Genomic DNA, 16,694 nt, shown 5'->3' with positions numbered 1-16,694 from the left:
AAAAGTGATACGTAAAATACTTCTTTTTGTGTTTTTAGCCTTTACTATAACATGGTTTGCAATTGCATATACTATAAAAAATAATGTTGTAAGTTTAATTAAAAATTCTGAATCCGATAATCTAAAAATATCTTATAATGCAGTTAAGTTTTCAGGCTATCCTTTTAATTGGAAAATTACCGTAACAGATCCTAAAGTAAAATTAATTGATCATGTAAATTCTAAAGAATTTACTAGTGAAAATATTGTCCTAAATATAGCTTTTAGTACTAAAAGAGCCGCTCTTAATTTCGGTCCTTTTATTAGAGAAGTTGATAATTACGGCGATAAAACATTTACCTATGATGTACGCAGCGATGATGATATAAAAGGTATAGGAAAATTTAATAAACCTTTATATAAAATATCAAAAGATGATAATTTAAAAGAAATATTAAAATCAACTCAGTTAAATAATAAAGCATTATCGATATTTAAAGATAATCAAGAAATCTTTAAAATTAATGATTTAGCATTTCTTATAAGAAAACAGAATTTAGCAACTGAGGAAAATATATCCTTATTTTTAAATATGAATTATTATTCAGAAAAAGATATTTTGAATTTTAAAAATGCTAATTTAGATATTGCTGCTTCTTTAAAATTTGCTGAAGACGGAGAAGATTCAGCTATTTTACAAAATTTTAATATAGAAAGATTTATTTTTACTTGTGATAATGATTCTAAAGTTAATTTAAACGGTGCTTTACAATTCTTTGCCAATAAATTACCGGAAGGAAAACTATATTTTGAGCTGGAAAATTATAACTCCATAGTTGATAAATTATTACCGAATAATATTATTTTTTCTAAGAAAATAATTAAAACAATTATTGCTAAAGCAATTAATAAAGCTTCCGACGAACAATTAAATATAGATCAAAATGATTCAAATTCAGCTTACAACAATATAGAAAAAGCTAAGTTTGATATTGAGTTTTCAGATAAAGGAATAAATATCGGCTCTATTAATTTATTAGAACTAAAACTTGGTGAACATAAAGAAGACCAAAACACCGAAAATAATTCAAATTAGCCAAAAATAATTTAAATTAGTTTTATGAATAATTTTAAACTAGCTACTATTATTAGCATATTTCTTATTTGTAGTAGTATTTATGCTGCTCCAAAAGTCATTAAAATCGGTACCGGCTCTATTTTAAAAGGATATTATGCTATTGGACTTGATTTATGCAAGACTATTACAAATGATGATAAAAATAATGAACATATTAAATGTGAAGTTGTTGCAACAAACGGCAGTATAGAAAATTTAAAATTATTACAACAAGGCAAAATTGATTTAGCTCTAGTGCAAGCTAATATTGCAGTAGAAGCATATGAGGGCATAGGTTATTATCACGATCAAGAAAAAATGCAAAATTTACGTCAGGTACTTAATCTACATGATGAGTTTTTTACGGTTATTGTAAAAGATGAAGATAAAATAAAAGTTTTTGCTGATATTGACGGAAAAAAAATAACTAACGGTCCGGCATTTTCCAGTAGTAATATTACTTATGATGCCATACGTTCTTTATATAAATTTTCTAAAGAACCTGAAGAGCTACATATTAATTATGAAGATTCTATTGATAAATTCTGTAATAAGGAAATAGATGCTATAATAATGATGGTTGGACACTCTAACCCCTTAGTAAATTTAATAGCTAATAAGTGTGAAGTTGATTTTGTTTCAATTGAAAATGATAAAATAGCAGAATTAATAAAACAAAATAGAGCGTTTCATAAAGCTATACTTCACAAGGGCTTATATCCAGGGATTACCGATGATCAAACTACAGTAAAAGTATCCGCAATCCTAGTAACTAGAGATGAGGAGAATCGTGATATTTTAGATAAATTTATCGGAGCTTTTCATAGAAACGTAGCAAATTTTAAACTTTCTAATTACTTATTAAATAACCTCGATATTAACTATTTTGCCGATACTAAAAATTTTGTTCTACCAAAACATGATTCAGTAAGAAATAAAAACTAACAATATCTTATGTCTGAAAATACTATATTTAAAAATATACTTATACCTATAGATTTAAATGATAAAAAATCTATAAAAGGTATTCTTTCTAAGGCTTTAATGCTTGCAACGAACTTTCAAGCAAAATTACATTTTATGTATGTAATTCCTGAATTCGGTACGAAAATGTTTGAAGATTATTTACCTAAAAATTGGAAAACGGAGAAAAAAGAAAAGTATCAGACTCAAATTAAAGAGCTTATCAAACAATATATTCCTGATGAAATTGAAACAGATTATTATATAGGTAACGGTGCCGTTTATGATGAAATAATTAAGCACTCTAATGAAATTAAAGCCGATTTAATAATAATCTCTGCAGTCAGACTACAATTAAAAGATTATATGCTTGGACCTAATGCTTCTAAAATCGTCCGTCATTCAGATATATCAGTTTTAGTAGTACGAGACGAGTAATAAGTATTATTATGGTTCTTACGTCATTCTCGCATGGCATTGCCCGCGTGGGTCAATTTCACCTCTATCATCCCGTGGCTTGACCGGTCTTGTTGCATGGCTCGAAAAAAACGTACGATGTCATTCCCGCAAAAGCGGGAATCCAGCATAAAGCGAGATAAATCGAGCTTTTAATTTTAAAAACTTGCCGTATTTATGTTTTTTTACTGGATTCCCGCCTACGCGGGAATGACATAAACGAGCTAGGCTTGACCACGGGATCCAGTTAAAAATACTAAAATATTAGTATTTTTTATTGTTTTTATGGACCCCGTGGTCAAGCGAACTAGGTGACACCGTAGATTTTACCGATCCACGCAACAATACCATGCGGGATGACATTCATTAACTATACATGAAATAATAATAACTTACAATTTCACTTTCAACTTCACAAAGCCTTGATGGCTTTGATATTTCTTCTGTAAGTGGCAGTTATACTCTAAAGTCACGCTTATATTACCTTTTTCAGTTAAAACGCTAGCACCGATATTATAACCAACTTTAGGCTGTTTTGGTAATGCGATAGTTTCATTAACTTCTCTATCTTTCAATTTTACTTTAGCATTAAGTTTTTTACTCTTATTGTTAAAGTAATTTTCTACAGAAGCTTGAAGTGCAGGCGTAATACTTAAGCCTTCACTATCTTTTGTGAGGCTAAAGCTACTTTAGTGCCTAAAATACCGCTCCATAAATGCTGCTTTTTAGAAGCAATACTCAAATGCTGGATACCTACATCGCTTTCTTGATAAGAACCGTCTTTAGAGTGACCGTATCTTATACCAAGATTTGGAGTAAGAATAATACCGCCGTTCATAAGATGATTATAACTTAATAAGGTTTCAAAGTTATAATTATTATTCTTATATTTACCAATTGCAATAGTACCTAAACGATTGATTTTACTCTTTACTATATTATGATTGTAAGCAAACATAGCTTGGATCATAAAGTTTTTCGGTAACTCTTTTTGACCATATAGAGCTAATATATGGCTATCAACGGTAGTATTTGACCTGCTACCGCTAGATTTAAACTTTGAATCTAGTTTAGTATAAGCAATACCGACTAAATCTTTGTAGTTATCAGAACCAATATCAAAACCTATAGTTTCGCCTGAAGCATGACCTTTATAACCGCCTAAACCTTTCTGTTTATTAGTACCAATAGTACCTGCAATCCACAACCTTTATCTAACGCTTTTTCATCTTCATCACCCGCAGCAGCACTAGAGAGCATTCTATGTACTGCAATATTACAGCCTATTTTAGCGATATCATGAATCGGGTTATATATTGCTCCAATCATCTCTGCGTCTTGTTTTACCGCATTTTGCATTTCTGCAACTTCAGCAGCTTCAACTCTTACGGCTTCAGCAATTCTTGCTTCTTATGCCTCCTTTATAGAAGCAGCTAATTTTGCTTCCTCTTGTTTCAGGTTTTCAAAACTATCTTCAGAATCCTTAGACTCGGTTTTATTTACAACTACTGTAGTGCTACCGGATACTTCTAGTTTTGTTTGCTCTTGTATTATATCGTCCTCATCATCAAAATCTTCAATATCGCCCTCTACAGGCACAATCCTATCTATATGTCGAACAATCATAATTTCTGCATCAGCCTGCGGTGCTTCTTCCACCGGCGGCGGAACTACCACTACATCTTCCATATTGATTTCCGGTGCTGCAGGAACAGCTACTTCTTCCGGGTCTTCTTCTAGGTCTGCCGGTAAAACTAACGGGGCAACAGGAGCTACGGGAGCAGTAGCAGGAGCTACTACAACTACTCCGCCATAGTTTACGTCTCCGTTTGCTACTGCTTGTGCTGCTGCCGACTCAGGAAGTCTTGTAGCAACTTCTTCTTCATTGACAGCTGCCGCTTCTATAATTGCTGCTAACCTAGGATTATTCGTTTTAAGTTGCTGCATTAATCCTGCATCTTGATTCATTCTAACACATAGATTTCTTGTTTCTTGATCTATACCGCTTTCTACTTCTCTTTTAGGACCTATGAACTCAATATTGGTTCCTTCTTTTATAGCTTGAGCTAATTGATTTATATCGCCATCAAGTACATCTGCATTTTTAGTTGTATATTTCTCAAAAACTTCCTCTACAATTAATGCTTTTAGTTTTTCTTTTCCTTTAGTCTTTATTGCCAACTCTTTTTTAAACTTATCATCTGAAGCTGCTATAACTTTCACGGCATCTTCATATTTTTTTCCTAATTCAGAAGTAGGAGCAATATAAACCACTTCACCTGCATCTGCATCGGGTTTTTTAGGAAAAAGATTTTCGATAGGCTTTAAAATATTCATCTTTCTAACTAGACCATCCATACCAAGCCCATTATATCCTATCACCCTCGTAGGCAGCGGTGGTGGTGGCGGTCCACCTGCTACCACTATTATCGGTGCAGCAACAGGGGCACTAGCAGCTTTTGCTGTTTTTACTTCTTTTAATACCGCTTTTATTTTCGCATAACTTATTACGTTAAGAAATTTTACAATTTGCTCTTTTGAGAAATCTTTAGTACCGGGCGTTAAAGCTTTCATTTTTACATTGAAATTATTCTGTACGGCATCTGTTATATTTTTTTCTGTAATATTTTTAGAAGCTTTGGATAAATCGGCTGCATTATCGGCTAAAACTTTTTTAGTAATTTAGCTTTAGTATCAACTCCTATTTCATAAATTTTTGATAATATTGCCGGGGCAGCTTTATTTTGTAAAGATGTTAAATCCGCTTTATCTAATTTACCTTTTCCATTACCTAAACTATCATCCACCGTTAAATTAACAATATTATTATTAATCCAATTATTTACTTGAATATTTACTTCGTTTGCTTTAGTAGTAAGGGTTATATTATCGCGTACATTTTCTTTATTAAGAGCAATATCTAGTATATCGGATAATTTTAAACTATTAAAATTATCAACAATTCTCTCTATTTCATTATTTAAAGAATTTGCTCCTAAAACATTTTCATTTTTAGCAATATAATCTATTCTTGATATAATTGTTTTCTTACCTTGTAGTTCATCTTTTATTTTTATTTCATTACTTTTTGCCGTAATATGATTTTGTAAGTCCAGCGGTAATTTACCAAAAGTATAATTTAAACGGTCTATTGCATTATGCTCTTCTTCGTTGAACAGTTCTTCAAAAAATGTACCGTTTGCTATTTTATTATTTAAAGTTAAAGCTTGCCTTGAAGTTTGCTTTATTAAATCATCATTTTTTAGTCTATTCCAAATATTCTTAGCTTTTATTATTAGTTGTGCTTTATCAGGATTTGCCTCTGAAAATAATGCTAAAGACTCATGTGGAGCTTTTCTTTCTTCTAAAGTTAATAGAGTTCTTATTGTAATTCCTAAATCATTTTCTGCTCCTAATGTTCTTACTTCTAGCTTTTCAGGATTTTTTGTATTTTTAACTAAATACATCTCATTATGAAATGTGCCTTCATCAGTATTTGGAGCTACAAGAGCTTCTTCAACTGCTCTTCCTATAACCGGTGCAGGTCCTCTTACTACGGGAGCAGCCTCTTCTTTCGCTTTTAGATCATGACCTGCTAATTTTAATTCAGGATTAAGATCGGCTATCGCATCTAGATTATTTAAATTTCTAACCGGTCTAGTGCCTGTTCCCCGAAACGGTGGCATTGTATTATTAAGCCCTACTAAACGCTCATTATCTGTTTTTATTTCACCTACAGTCTTTGTTAGAACAAGTGCTAAATCACTCATTGTTAAAGCATCGAAATTATCTATCAATGCTTGCATTTTCTTACCGGTCAAATCTTTAGTTATTAAACCGGCATCTTTTAAAATCTTGTTATAATTCTTTAAACCAGCTTTATCAAGTGGCTTACCCTCTTCATTAACTACCTTCTTCTTACCGTTATCGATATATGACGTCTTTAATTCAGCCATTTTCTCTAAATAAGTAACTAATCTTGCAGGATCGGCTAGTTTTATTATAGCCTGTTTTGTAGGAATATTAGATTTGTTAGCTTCAAGTTCAACTAAGTTTTGAGTAACATAATTTTCAAATTGATTTAATAATTTACGCTTTGTTTCCGGAGTCGCTACACTTTTAAACTTTTTTAATAAATCACTTTGTCCCGGTTTATAATAATCAGGTGCAATATCTGCATTTCTTACAGTAGGATCAGTAATATTAGTGCTAAAATATATATGTTCAAAAGCTTCTTTTGTTAAAGTGGCTTCAACGTAATTATTTACAACTTTTAAGTTATCGTTAGCATCTACACCGCCTGACATAGTTATATATTTTAACTGCTCCAAAGGTGTATTTAAATTTTCTATGTTATTAAAATGTATAGCCTTTTTAATTTTATCGTTAACGCTTACGGCATTTGCCCCTTCAGCTTTACCAAGAATTTCTAATACTTGAAGCCTATTTTCTAGAGCCATCTCTTGCTCGTTACGTCCTGTTTCTATTGCCGTATTACCTATTAAATCAACAACTTCAACACCGGCTGCACGTGCTTCTCTTCTTTCTCTAGCACCGTTAAGCACGGGAGCAGCTGCTTAAAGTTTCTTGACTTCTATTATTTCGTTATTGAATAATCTTCTTTCCCCCGGCATAAGATCATTAAAAAGATCGCCAAAATCTTCACGAGCTTGAATCCCTTTTATAATATTAAGCTTTTGTGCAGGGGCTAATGCTTCATACTCAGGAGTATGATTCAATATATCATAGATCTCTATATCTGCTCTTGCTTCTCCGACCATAGCAGTCATGATTGCCGCATTAGCACAGCTAAGTAAGAATAATTTTGTAAGCTTAGAATTTATATTTTTTGCCATAATATCTAATTCTCCTTTAATAAATATTAATATTTAATTTGTTATTAAAGTTAATGATACACGAAAAAAATATTATGTCAAGAAATTTATATTGATGGGTTATAAGGTAGAATAGTAGCGTAGATTTTATATGATAATTTAATATTTATAACAATCGTAATGTTTATCGTAATGTTTAATTTTTGTTAACGATTAGTTAATTTATTAAAACCTTGTGGTGCACAATATGATATTACTTCTATATATGCAAGCTATATTATTAAAATTTTCATTATTTTTAAAATGCTTTATAATGATTGTTGAGTGCGGTCTCAACGTCATTGCGAGAAGAATTACGCAGTAATAAGGGCGAAGCAATCTCAGGAGTTTGTTATTGCCGCACAGCCTACGGCTGCTCGCAATGACGGTTTGGGTATCCACGCAACAACATCTATGCAACAATGACATAACAACTATAAGGTACATAAATTGTCTCTCAAAACCAAATTACTTTTTATTACAATTATCGGCATTATAATATTATATTTTGCTATTCCTCCTGCTCCATTGCTTAAAGATATAAGCTTCTCACAAAGAGTATTTGACCGAAACGGCGAGTTAATGCGTATTTCGCTTTCTAAAGACGATAAATATAGGATATTCACTCCTATAAGTGAAATACCGGCAAGTTTTATAGAAGCAGTATTGTTATATGAAGATAGACATTTTTACAAACATTTCGGCATTAACCCCGTTTCTTTAGCCAAAGCTTTTTATTCTACTTATTTACAGAATAATCGTAAAATAGGCGGCTCTACTATAACAATGCAAGTAGCACGTTTAAGATACGGAATAAGCTCTTCTACTATTCTTGGTAAAATCCATCAAATCATTAAAGCTATTCATGTAGAGCTACATTATTCAAAAAATGAAATCCTAGAAGCTTATCTAAACCTAGTGCCTTACGGTAGTAATATAGAAGGGATAACAGCCGGCAGTTATATTTACTTCAATCGTGACCTAAAAGATTTAAATTTGCTCGATATTCTAAGCCTTGCAGTAATCCCACAAAATCCTCTTAAAAGAGGCGGGAATGATATTAATATTTTTAAAGCACGTAAATATCTATTTACCGAGTGGCTAACGACTCACCCACAAGATATTATTTATAATAAGTTAATTAGTTTGCCGATTAAATTTAATCAAAATAAAAATCTTCCTTTTATCGCACTGCATTTCACTTTAGATATTCTGGCAAATAATGATAGTCCTATTATACGTACTACTATAGATAAGAATCTGCAAACTACTATAGAAAAGCAAGTCCGGCTATATATTAATAACCTGAAAAAATACGGCATTAATAATGCTTCCGTAATTCTTATTGATTTTACTACTATGGAAGTGCTTGCAAGCGTTGGTTCAGGTGATTTTTTTAATAACGATATTTGCGGACAGATTAACGGCACCAAAAGTCGAAGATCTCCAGGGTCAGCTTTAAAACCGTTTGTCTATGCACTTAGTTTTGATCAATCGCTAATACATCCGTTAACTTTACTAAAGGATACGCCTACTTACTACGATCATTATAAACCGGGAAATTTTGATAGCAGATTTACGGGAGGATTAAGTGCTAGAGAATCGTTAATAAAGAGCCGTAACGTACCTGTAATATTTCTGGCGTCTAAGTTAAAAAACCCGAATTTTTATGAGTTCTTACAACAAGCAAAAATTAGCGGCTTACGAAAACCTGAAAATTACGGCTTATCTATAGTACTCGGCACAGCAGAAATTACTCTTGAAGAGTTAACTACTCTTTATGCTATGCTTGCTAATTTCGGTACTTATAAATCACTTAGGAAAGTGTTAGATCCTCTTATGGATTCCCGCTTTCGCGGGAATGACATTGAGGGCTGCGAGGAAGACACAGACAAAACTGATTCTAAACTACAGCTAAATTCAAAAGGCTTCAGACAAGATGAATTTAAGGACGAGTCTGCACAGCGTATATTAATACGTGAGCACAGACGAGTTCCGCAAAATTCGCTTGTATCAAGCCTTTTGAATGACGCTGTATTACTATCCCCCGAGGCAAGCTATCTAACACTTGATATTATAAAAGATACGACTCGTCCTATTACCTATAACAATACAAAGCATAACTTACCAATTTATTGGAAAACAGGTACTTCTAGCTCATTTAGAGACGCACTTAGCGTAGGCATATTCGGAAAATACGTACTTACCGTTTGGGTTGGGGATTTCAAAGGTCAAACTCACGGAACATTTACGGGTAATATTTCTGCAGCCCCTTTATTCTTTAATATTATCGAATCAATAGCCCAGCCAAATAAAGATGAGGATTTAATCCTTTCAAAAATTAATGAACTAAATATTACTAAAGTAAAAGTTTGTGCAGATACGGGAGATATCGATAACGATATGTGTCCGATTAAAGCAGAAGCCTTATTCATTAAAGGCAAATCACCGATAAAACAATCCGGTATTTATAGAAAAATGTTGATAGATTTAAAAACCGGTATGCCTGCTTGCAACTTTATTAAAGGACAAACAGAATATAAAACAGTAAATTTATGGCCGACGGATATGCTTTCGGTTTACCAAAAAGCAGGAATACATATATTACCGCAACCGATACCCACAAACCATTGCAATAGGTTGATAAATTAGCATCATCAGAAACCTAAAATTATATACCCGTTAAGAAATTCCATACATTCAATTAAAGATAGTGATAATATTACTTTTAGTGCGATTAGCGATAATAAAACCAATAACGTTTTTTGGTTTGTAGATAATGAATTAATAGCAACCGCAAAATCAAACGAACCTGTAATATGGAAAGCAAAAACCGGTGAATTTATTATTAGAGCTATAAGTGATAGCGGCGAAAACGACAGTATAAAAATTTATATTAAAGAATAAATTAGTGGTTATATATGAAATCTAAAATTCCCACAGAACTTAATATTAAATCTTTAACAGAAGAAGAAACTGCTCTTGATTCTTTAAAAGAAAATATTCTAAATGGATTGACTGAAGTTAATTATTCACTAATACAAGCAGGAAAAACATCAGAAGCTACAGTAGTAATAGGATTTACCTTATAGCGGAAAAAGCACATTTTTAAATGCTCTTGAAAACAACCTCAAGATTATCGAAAACGGTGAAGAATTTACATTTGATAAATTATTTGATTTTGAAACAACGCCGGAAATTAAGCATAAATATGAACCGGCTATATATTATCCCAAAAAATTTGAAATTGCAGAAAAAGTATTTTGGGAATGCTCTAACGGAGCACCCGATCCAGTTCAAGAGTTAATCAATGTATTTTTCATTAAAAAGCTAATTCAAATGACCGATAAATTAAAATTTATCATAGTAGCAAAAGAAGAGACCGTAAAATCCCCTAGTATCTTTAACAGGATCATAGAAGACTTTAAAAAGTTTTTCCCTTTAGAAGAATACAAAAAATTAAAAGGAAATTTTACATGCGTAATAACCCAACATAATGAAAATAATCATGAAAACATTATATCAATGTTACAAAATAGCATTGCTAGTAACAAAGATATATTAGAATCCTCTAAGATAAAATTTTTCTATAAACCTACTTCTCAAGATGAAGAAATAAAGCTCACCCTAGAGCTAAAAGATCTAGAAGAGATAGCAGGAGTACAAAATTTAGAGATAAAGAATCTAAGTTCATTTCTAAAGGAACAAGACAGTCTTATAGAAAATTTATATATACAAATACAGATAAATGTAGAATATATAATTAATACTATCCAATCAATTTTCAGAGATTTTAATATATCTACATCTCTTAACTGTGTAAAATTTTCAGATAATAATAACTATGATGAGTATGTTAAACCATATTTACCAAGTTCTTCAATACAATATCCAGATATAAAAAAAACTCTTTCTTATTTTGAAGGATTAACACAATTATCGGAACTTCAAACTATTATATCAAACAAACAAGATAATAACCTTATAGAGGCAATATTTCAAATTTTAGACTCTATTGAGAAGTTCACTGATAATAACCAGGTTATTCAAAAGCCTACCGATATGTATTAAACCTACAAATTAAAGAATTATCATTATTTGAAGAAATGTTACCTACAACATGGTCTAGGTCCAATGATTGCTATAGTTCCTTAATTGAAATATGTGATTTATTCGTACAAAATAACTATCTATCTTCTATAAAAAATATAAAACCTGAAAATAATAAACCGGTGCAATATTATCAAGAAGCTATAAAGTGGTTAAGTAAATATCCTGACAAGACGGAAGTAATTAAAACTATAGCTAGATGCTATTCTAAAATAGGCGATATATTGAGCGAAGAAGCAGATTATAAGGGAGCTTTAGCTGCAGCCCTAACATGTAATGAAGAGCTTAAAGAAATGTACGATAAAATCGGCGATATGCTATTTAACTTAGGACGTGAAGATTCAGCTATCATATTTTATAGAAAGAATAATAAATTAGACTCTATATTAGAATGTTATACCAGTCTTATAGATAAGGCTGAAAAGCCTATAAAAAAATATGATTCATATATGGACCAAGGAAACAAACTTCGCTTTCAAAAACAACAGGAAGCAGATGCTGCAGAATCATATTTTAAAGCAGCCGGCGTTGTACATGATCCTCAAAAACAACACAATTCAGTACTTACGGCATATAATACTTTCTTAGGAAACCCCAATAATAATGCAATTCAACAAACAGATATTTCAGAACAACAACAAAGAAAGGAGTATTTTAAAGATATAATAGGCGATATTATTGATCCGTGACCGTTCTAGTGTTGAGCTACTTATTATTCCTCTTTGTCATCCTGTGGTCAAGCGGACCTTGTTGCATGGTTCCTATGTCATTCTTAGCTAAAAGCAGGAATCCAAAAAAAGTATAAATACAGCAAATTTTTGAAATTAAAAGATGAGGTTATCTCGCTTTATGCTGGATTCCTGCTTCCGCAGGAATGACCACCGAGTACTTTTCTTGAGCCATGCAACAACACTGGTCAAACGAACTAGGTAACAGTGAACGGTCACCTTAACAAATCATTAATGCTTACTTTAGATCTAGTAGTTTTATCGACTTGCTTTATGATGACTACGCAGTAAAGGCCAGGCTTACCTGCTTCCTTAGCAGGTAATACTCCTGGAACTACAACAGAATAAGCCGGAATTCTACCGTAAATAATTTCACCTGTATCTCTGTATATTATTTTTGTAGAGCTACCGATAAACACTCCCATACTAATTACTGCTCCTTCTTCTACTATTACCCCTTCTGCTATTTCCGATCTTGCACCGATAAAACAATTATCTTCAATGATAACAGGCTTTGCTTGTAGCGGTTCAAGCACCCCTCCTATTCCCGTACCACCTGAAATATGGCAATTCTTACCGATTTGAGCACATGAGCCGATAGTAGCCCATGTATCAATCATTGTTCCCTCATCTATATAAGCACCTATATTAATGAAAGAAGGCATAATAACGACCTTTTTAGCTATATAAGTACCGGTTCTAACAACAGCTCCGGGAACTTTACGTATAGCTGCTTCTTTGAATATATTTTTATCAGTATCCGCAGAAAATTTAGGAGCAACTTTGTCATACCAACTATTATAATTGTTATTATAAAGTTGCGATTCCGTAGTGATAAAATATAGCAATATAGCTTTCTTTACCCATTCATTAACTTCCCAACTATTTTCTTTCTTTTCACAAACACGAATTGTACCTTGATTTAAGCTTTCTATAATATCATTAAGTGTTTTTTTAAATGTTATAAGCTTTGAAGAATCTTGAAGAAGCTTGTCCTTAATTTGCCAAGCTTCTTCAATTTCTTTAATAAGAGAGGACATATCTTTTAACTGTTTTATTGCCAAAAATAATAAATGAGATTATCATGAAGTCAAACATAATAATTATAATTAACTATGTATATTACTTGCCCAAATTGCCAAACAAGATTTATCGTTACAAGCAATCAAATAGGTATTAACGGACGACGAGTAAAATGTTCCAAATGTAGCCATTTGTGGTATCAAAAATTAGACTATAATACTAGTAAATTAAATGACTTTAAAGATAAAGTAAACACGGAAACTATTAAAAATCATTATAATACTAATGTGCCGGTTATTTTACCGTATATTCCTACTAAGAAAAAATATAATATATTTCCAATATTATGGACTAGCTTTATAATTTTTTGTTTAGTGATATTACTAATAGATAGTTTTAAATTTTTAGGTAAATATGATCAATTAAAGATAGAAGAAATTAATTTAGGAAAATCTCATCATATAGGCGGTATGAAGATATTTTATAAATTATCTAATCAGTCTGATTATTTAATTTCTGATCCTATAATCAAAGTTAGAGTAATGGATAGTAATACTCAAGCTTTAGATGAATATGTATCAATTACAAAACTACAAACAAAAATCCCTGCAAAACAAGCAATATATCTAGAAATGAATATTGAAGGAATCCCTGTTACAGCAAAATATATTGATATTGCTATAGGTAATAGATTAGGGCTTTTATTTAAGTAAAGACGGTTGCGTGGATCAATTTCGCCTCTGTCATCCCGTAGTCAAGCCACGGGATGACACTGAGCCGTCATTGCGAGCGACTGTAAGGAGCGTGACAATCTCGTCAAACATCCTGAGATTGCTTCGTCAAAACTTACAGTTTTCCCTCGCAATGACGACTCGGTAACCACGGCAATGCTTAGGCTATGTAACAACGTCACTTAAAAATAAAAATACCCATAAGCCGAAACTTATGGGTATTACTAAAGATATAATAATTTTTATGCGTATTAGGAAACACCACAATTTGAGCTATTAGTATCACTTGATACCATATTAACAATATCTGGAGCTTTAAATAATATAATGATTGCAGTAACTACTACTAAAGCTACTTCCCACTGCAATTTTCCTCTTAATGTTTGAATTCCTAGAACAATTATACCGACAACAGCTATACCTTTTGCAGTATTGCCTCTGAATACTTTAATTAACTTACACAATGCATCACCTACAGGATCGCCGACGCTACTACCTAAGCTATCAAAAGCTACCATAATAATAGCCACGCTTAGAATAGTAAATAGTATGCGTAATGATAGATTATAATCGATTAATTCTTCGTTTAATTTACGAATAGGAAAGTTCATATGTTTTACCTCAATAAAATATTAGCATTTTAAAAATAATGTATAATTTATTTATATATAAATCAACTCCTAAATATATGTAATTTTAATTAATATGCAAAAATATTTTAAAAACACTTATTTTAAGTAACATTATAATCACATATAGTATAATTTAGCTTCCAAATATATAAACAAACGTAAATAAAAATAACCAAACTACGTCCACAAAATGCCAGTACCATGCAGCAAATTCAAACCCTAAATGTCCATTACCTTCTGTAGTAAAATCCCCTCTTTTTGCTCTAAAGTAGCAAACTATTAGAAATATAGTACCTATAATTACATGAGCTCCATGAAAACCCGTGGCTAAATAAAAATTAGAAGCATATATACCATCTATGAATTTAAACGCCGCATGATAATATTCATATGCTTGCATAGTTGTAAAAAATATTCCAAGCAATATGGTAAGAGCAAGTGCAGTTACGCAATCTTTTTGATTTTTTTCTTCTAAGGCATAGTGAGCCCAAGTAACGGTAGTACCCGATAAGAGTAGTATTAAAGTATTGATAAAAGGAATATCAAATGGATCAAAAGTTTTAATTGTAGGTGGAGGCCAAATTCCCTGCTTTACAACCCATACACCGTCTAAAAGACCTACGGGTGATAGACTTGATTTAAAAAAAGAAGCAAAAAATACACCAAAAAATACTATTTCCGTTAAAATAAATAACGCCATACCTATTTGTAAACCTTTTCTAACAGGACTAGTATGCTGATGTTCGACTATTCCTTCTTTCACTACATCTCTCCACCAAGAATATAAACAGTAACCTACTGAAATAACTCCTGCAGATAAAATATATATATTAAATTTGTAGCCATGCATGAACGAGACGCCGCCTATAACCAAAAGAAGTAAAGCAAAAGAGGTTAAGACGGGCCAAGGACTTGGGCCTACTATATGGAATAAGTGTGATTTAGTCATAGGATGTGAATTTGGATTCATATTTTATTTTATCATTTTCTAATTATACTTACGAATAGATATACGAAGATCAACTTGGAAAAGAGCAAGGAGTCTGTAGGTCGAGGAACAGAACGTATAGCAATATGTGAGCGTCCAAGGTCTTACAAAGACGAGATAGTCAATTTTTCAAGTTCTATCTTAGTATATAAATAAATATAAATTATTATTGATGTAAAAGCAAATTCTAGAAGCAGATTATATAGAAAATATACCTCGTAATTCAGAATTACATTATTTATTATTAATGACAACTAAAATCTCTTGGCTCTTTATATTATTCAACTAATATATAGACCGTTAATAATGTTTAAGCTCCATTGTTGCAAGACCAATCTGTCAAAACTTAATATTAAGTTATGCCAGGGGTCTATTATTATAAGTGAGTAAAATCATGAAGTATAATGGAGGTTGTTGTCTTACAGCAACGGAGCTTAACCCCTGGCACCTTTGTTTATTAATTCTAGATTAGGTTTAGGCATAAATTAAATAAAGGAATTGCGAGTAGTATTAGCTTATGTTTAATAAAAATAAAGATTTATTAATTCTAAAAAATACAAACGCAAAAAATAAAGAAAAAATTAGAAAAAAGTTTTTCTTTTCATCACCGTTTTTAATAATATTATTAATGTTTTTTTATTATCTTCTTAATATCTTAGAAATAAAATATTTCTAGATTTTTCAACTAATTAAGCTGTTAACTCTAAATTTTCTTACTTAAAATTATAGAGATACGACAAATTATCTTCACTATTTTACTAGTTATTTCTGCAAATACTGCCTCAGTACTATCATTCATTATAGCAATATTTTTATGTTCAATTTCATCAAGTCGAAATTTAATAATATTATTTAATAATTCCGGCTCAACATTTTTATTTTCTAAATAATTTATTTGCTGTTCATAATGTTTTTTTATTACTTCTTCTACACTTTCGGTAACAAGCATCGCTGTTTTTATTCCCATCAACGAAGATAAAGCACCAAGTAAAAATCCGTAATGATGCCAAAAAAATAATAAAAACGTGGGTCTTACTTCTTTTTCTAGTAATTTTTTTTCAAAATAATTTAAATGTACCTCTTCGTGTTCAAG

General features: G+C 31.5%; 15 protein-coding genes and 3 pseudogenes. 9 read left to right on the top strand and 9 right to left on the bottom strand.

From position 1 onward, the window contains the following. Window positions 1-4: 4 nt before the first annotated feature. From ACE38Q_RS00090 to ACE38Q_RS00080, 3 genes are read left to right on the top strand one after another with little or no spacing between them, the layout of a single operon-like run. Window positions 5-1,075, top strand: coding sequence for an RP198 family tick cell line-upregulated protein (locus ACE38Q_RS00090; RefSeq protein WP_500189601.1), 1,071 nt, complete (start codon window positions 5-7; stop codon window positions 1,073-1,075). Between the two features lie 24 nt (window positions 1,076-1,099). Next, window positions 1,100-2,041, top strand: a complete 942-nt coding sequence (locus ACE38Q_RS00085) for a TAXI family TRAP transporter solute-binding subunit (RefSeq protein ID WP_500189600.1) — start codon at window positions 1,100-1,102, stop codon at window positions 2,039-2,041. A 9-nt stretch (window positions 2,042-2,050) separates the two neighbouring features. Further along, window positions 2,051-2,497, top strand: a complete 447-nt coding sequence (locus ACE38Q_RS00080; protein WP_011271379.1) for a universal stress protein — start codon at window positions 2,051-2,053, stop codon at window positions 2,495-2,497. A gap of 410 nt (window positions 2,498-2,907) precedes the next feature. On the opposite strand, the gene ACE38Q_RS00075 is transcribed toward ACE38Q_RS00080, so the two are convergent. The 5 genes and pseudogenes from ACE38Q_RS00075 to ACE38Q_RS00055 form a co-directional block, all read right to left on the bottom strand. Then, entirely contained in the window at window positions 2,908-3,090 is a 183-nt protein-coding gene (locus tag ACE38Q_RS00075) for a hypothetical protein (protein WP_500189599.1), read from the bottom strand. Between the two features lie 77 nt (window positions 3,091-3,167). Next, window positions 3,168-3,722 (bottom strand): autotransporter outer membrane beta-barrel domain-containing protein, encoded by a 555-nt coding sequence (locus ACE38Q_RS00070; protein ID WP_500189598.1) that lies wholly within the window; start codon window positions 3,720-3,722, stop codon window positions 3,168-3,170. Continuing rightward, on the bottom strand, window positions 3,677-3,874 hold the full coding sequence (locus ACE38Q_RS00065; protein ID WP_500189597.1) for a hypothetical protein: 198 nt from the start codon (window positions 3,872-3,874) through the stop codon (window positions 3,677-3,679). Before ACE38Q_RS00065 ends, ACE38Q_RS00070 begins: the two co-directional genes overlap by 46 nt. Before the next feature lie 51 nt (window positions 3,875-3,925). After that, complete coding sequence (locus ACE38Q_RS00060) at window positions 3,926-5,089, bottom strand: hypothetical protein (RefSeq protein WP_500189596.1); 1,164 nt, start codon at window positions 5,087-5,089, stop codon at window positions 3,926-3,928. A gap of 1,784 nt (window positions 5,090-6,873) precedes the next feature. Beyond that, window positions 6,874-7,296: pseudogene (locus ACE38Q_RS00055) on the bottom strand (cell surface protein); the annotation flags it as partial. Between the two features lie 543 nt (window positions 7,297-7,839). On the opposite strand from ACE38Q_RS00055, the pseudogene pbpC reads away from it, so the two are divergent. The 4 genes and pseudogenes from pbpC (at window position 7,840) to ACE38Q_RS00035 (ending at window position 12,188) form a co-directional block, all read left to right on the top strand. After that, window positions 7,840-10,296: pseudogene (gene pbpC / locus ACE38Q_RS00050) on the top strand (penicillin-binding protein 1C). 14 nt (window positions 10,297-10,310) lie between these two features. After that, a complete protein-coding gene (locus tag ACE38Q_RS00045) occupies window positions 10,311-10,481 on the top strand; it encodes a hypothetical protein (protein ID WP_500189595.1) in 171 nt (56 codons plus the stop codon). 247 nt (window positions 10,482-10,728) lie between these two features. Then, window positions 10,729-10,954: pseudogene (locus tag ACE38Q_RS00040) on the top strand (hypothetical protein). Window positions 10,955-11,495: 541 nt separating this feature from the next. Then, complete coding sequence (locus ACE38Q_RS00035; RefSeq protein WP_500189594.1) at window positions 11,496-12,188, top strand: hypothetical protein; 693 nt, start codon at window positions 11,496-11,498, stop codon at window positions 12,186-12,188. Between the two features lie 254 nt (window positions 12,189-12,442). Here the strand turns inward: ACE38Q_RS00035 and dapD are convergent, their stop codons facing one another. After that, entirely contained in the window at window positions 12,443-13,267 is an 825-nt protein-coding gene (gene dapD / locus ACE38Q_RS00030; protein ID WP_500191162.1) for a 2,3,4,5-tetrahydropyridine-2,6-dicarboxylate N-succinyltransferase, read from the bottom strand. A 75-nt stretch (window positions 13,268-13,342) separates the two neighbouring features. On the opposite strand from dapD, the gene ACE38Q_RS00025 reads away from it, so the two are divergent. Beyond that, on the top strand, window positions 13,343-13,963 hold the full coding sequence (locus tag ACE38Q_RS00025; protein ID WP_500189593.1) for an MJ0042-type zinc finger domain-containing protein: 621 nt from the start codon (window positions 13,343-13,345) through the stop codon (window positions 13,961-13,963). A 269-nt stretch (window positions 13,964-14,232) separates the two neighbouring features. Here ACE38Q_RS00025 and ACE38Q_RS00020 read toward each other — a convergent pair whose 3' ends face one another. After that, window positions 14,233-14,592, bottom strand: a complete 360-nt coding sequence (locus ACE38Q_RS00020) for a TrbC/VirB2 family type IV secretion system protein (RefSeq protein ID WP_011271386.1) — start codon at window positions 14,590-14,592, stop codon at window positions 14,233-14,235. A 154-nt stretch (window positions 14,593-14,746) separates the two neighbouring features. After that, the gene (locus ACE38Q_RS00015; RefSeq protein WP_500189592.1) at window positions 14,747-15,583 is read right to left on the bottom strand and encodes a cytochrome c oxidase subunit 3; all 837 of its coding nucleotides are present in this window, start codon (window positions 15,581-15,583) and stop codon (window positions 14,747-14,749) included. A 535-nt stretch (window positions 15,584-16,118) separates the two neighbouring features. On the opposite strand from ACE38Q_RS00015, the gene ACE38Q_RS00010 reads away from it, so the two are divergent. Beyond that, window positions 16,119-16,277 (top strand): hypothetical protein, encoded by a 159-nt coding sequence (locus ACE38Q_RS00010; protein ID WP_500189591.1) that lies wholly within the window; start codon window positions 16,119-16,121, stop codon window positions 16,275-16,277. A gap of 27 nt (window positions 16,278-16,304) precedes the next feature. Here ACE38Q_RS00010 and ACE38Q_RS00005 read toward each other — a convergent pair. After that, window positions 16,305-16,694, bottom strand: a 390-nt coding sequence (locus ACE38Q_RS00005) for a demethoxyubiquinone hydroxylase family protein (RefSeq protein WP_500189590.1), incomplete at its 5' end; no start/stop codon positions are given.

Origin of the sequence: Rickettsia endosymbiont of Thecocarcelia acutangulata, from assembly GCF_964263195.1 — a bacterium.
GTDB classification, from domain to species: Bacteria; Pseudomonadota; Alphaproteobacteria; order Rickettsiales; family Rickettsiaceae; genus Rickettsia; species Rickettsia felis.
Note: the sequence above shows the minus strand (reverse complement) of the source record. Positions and strands in the feature narration are given on the sequence as shown.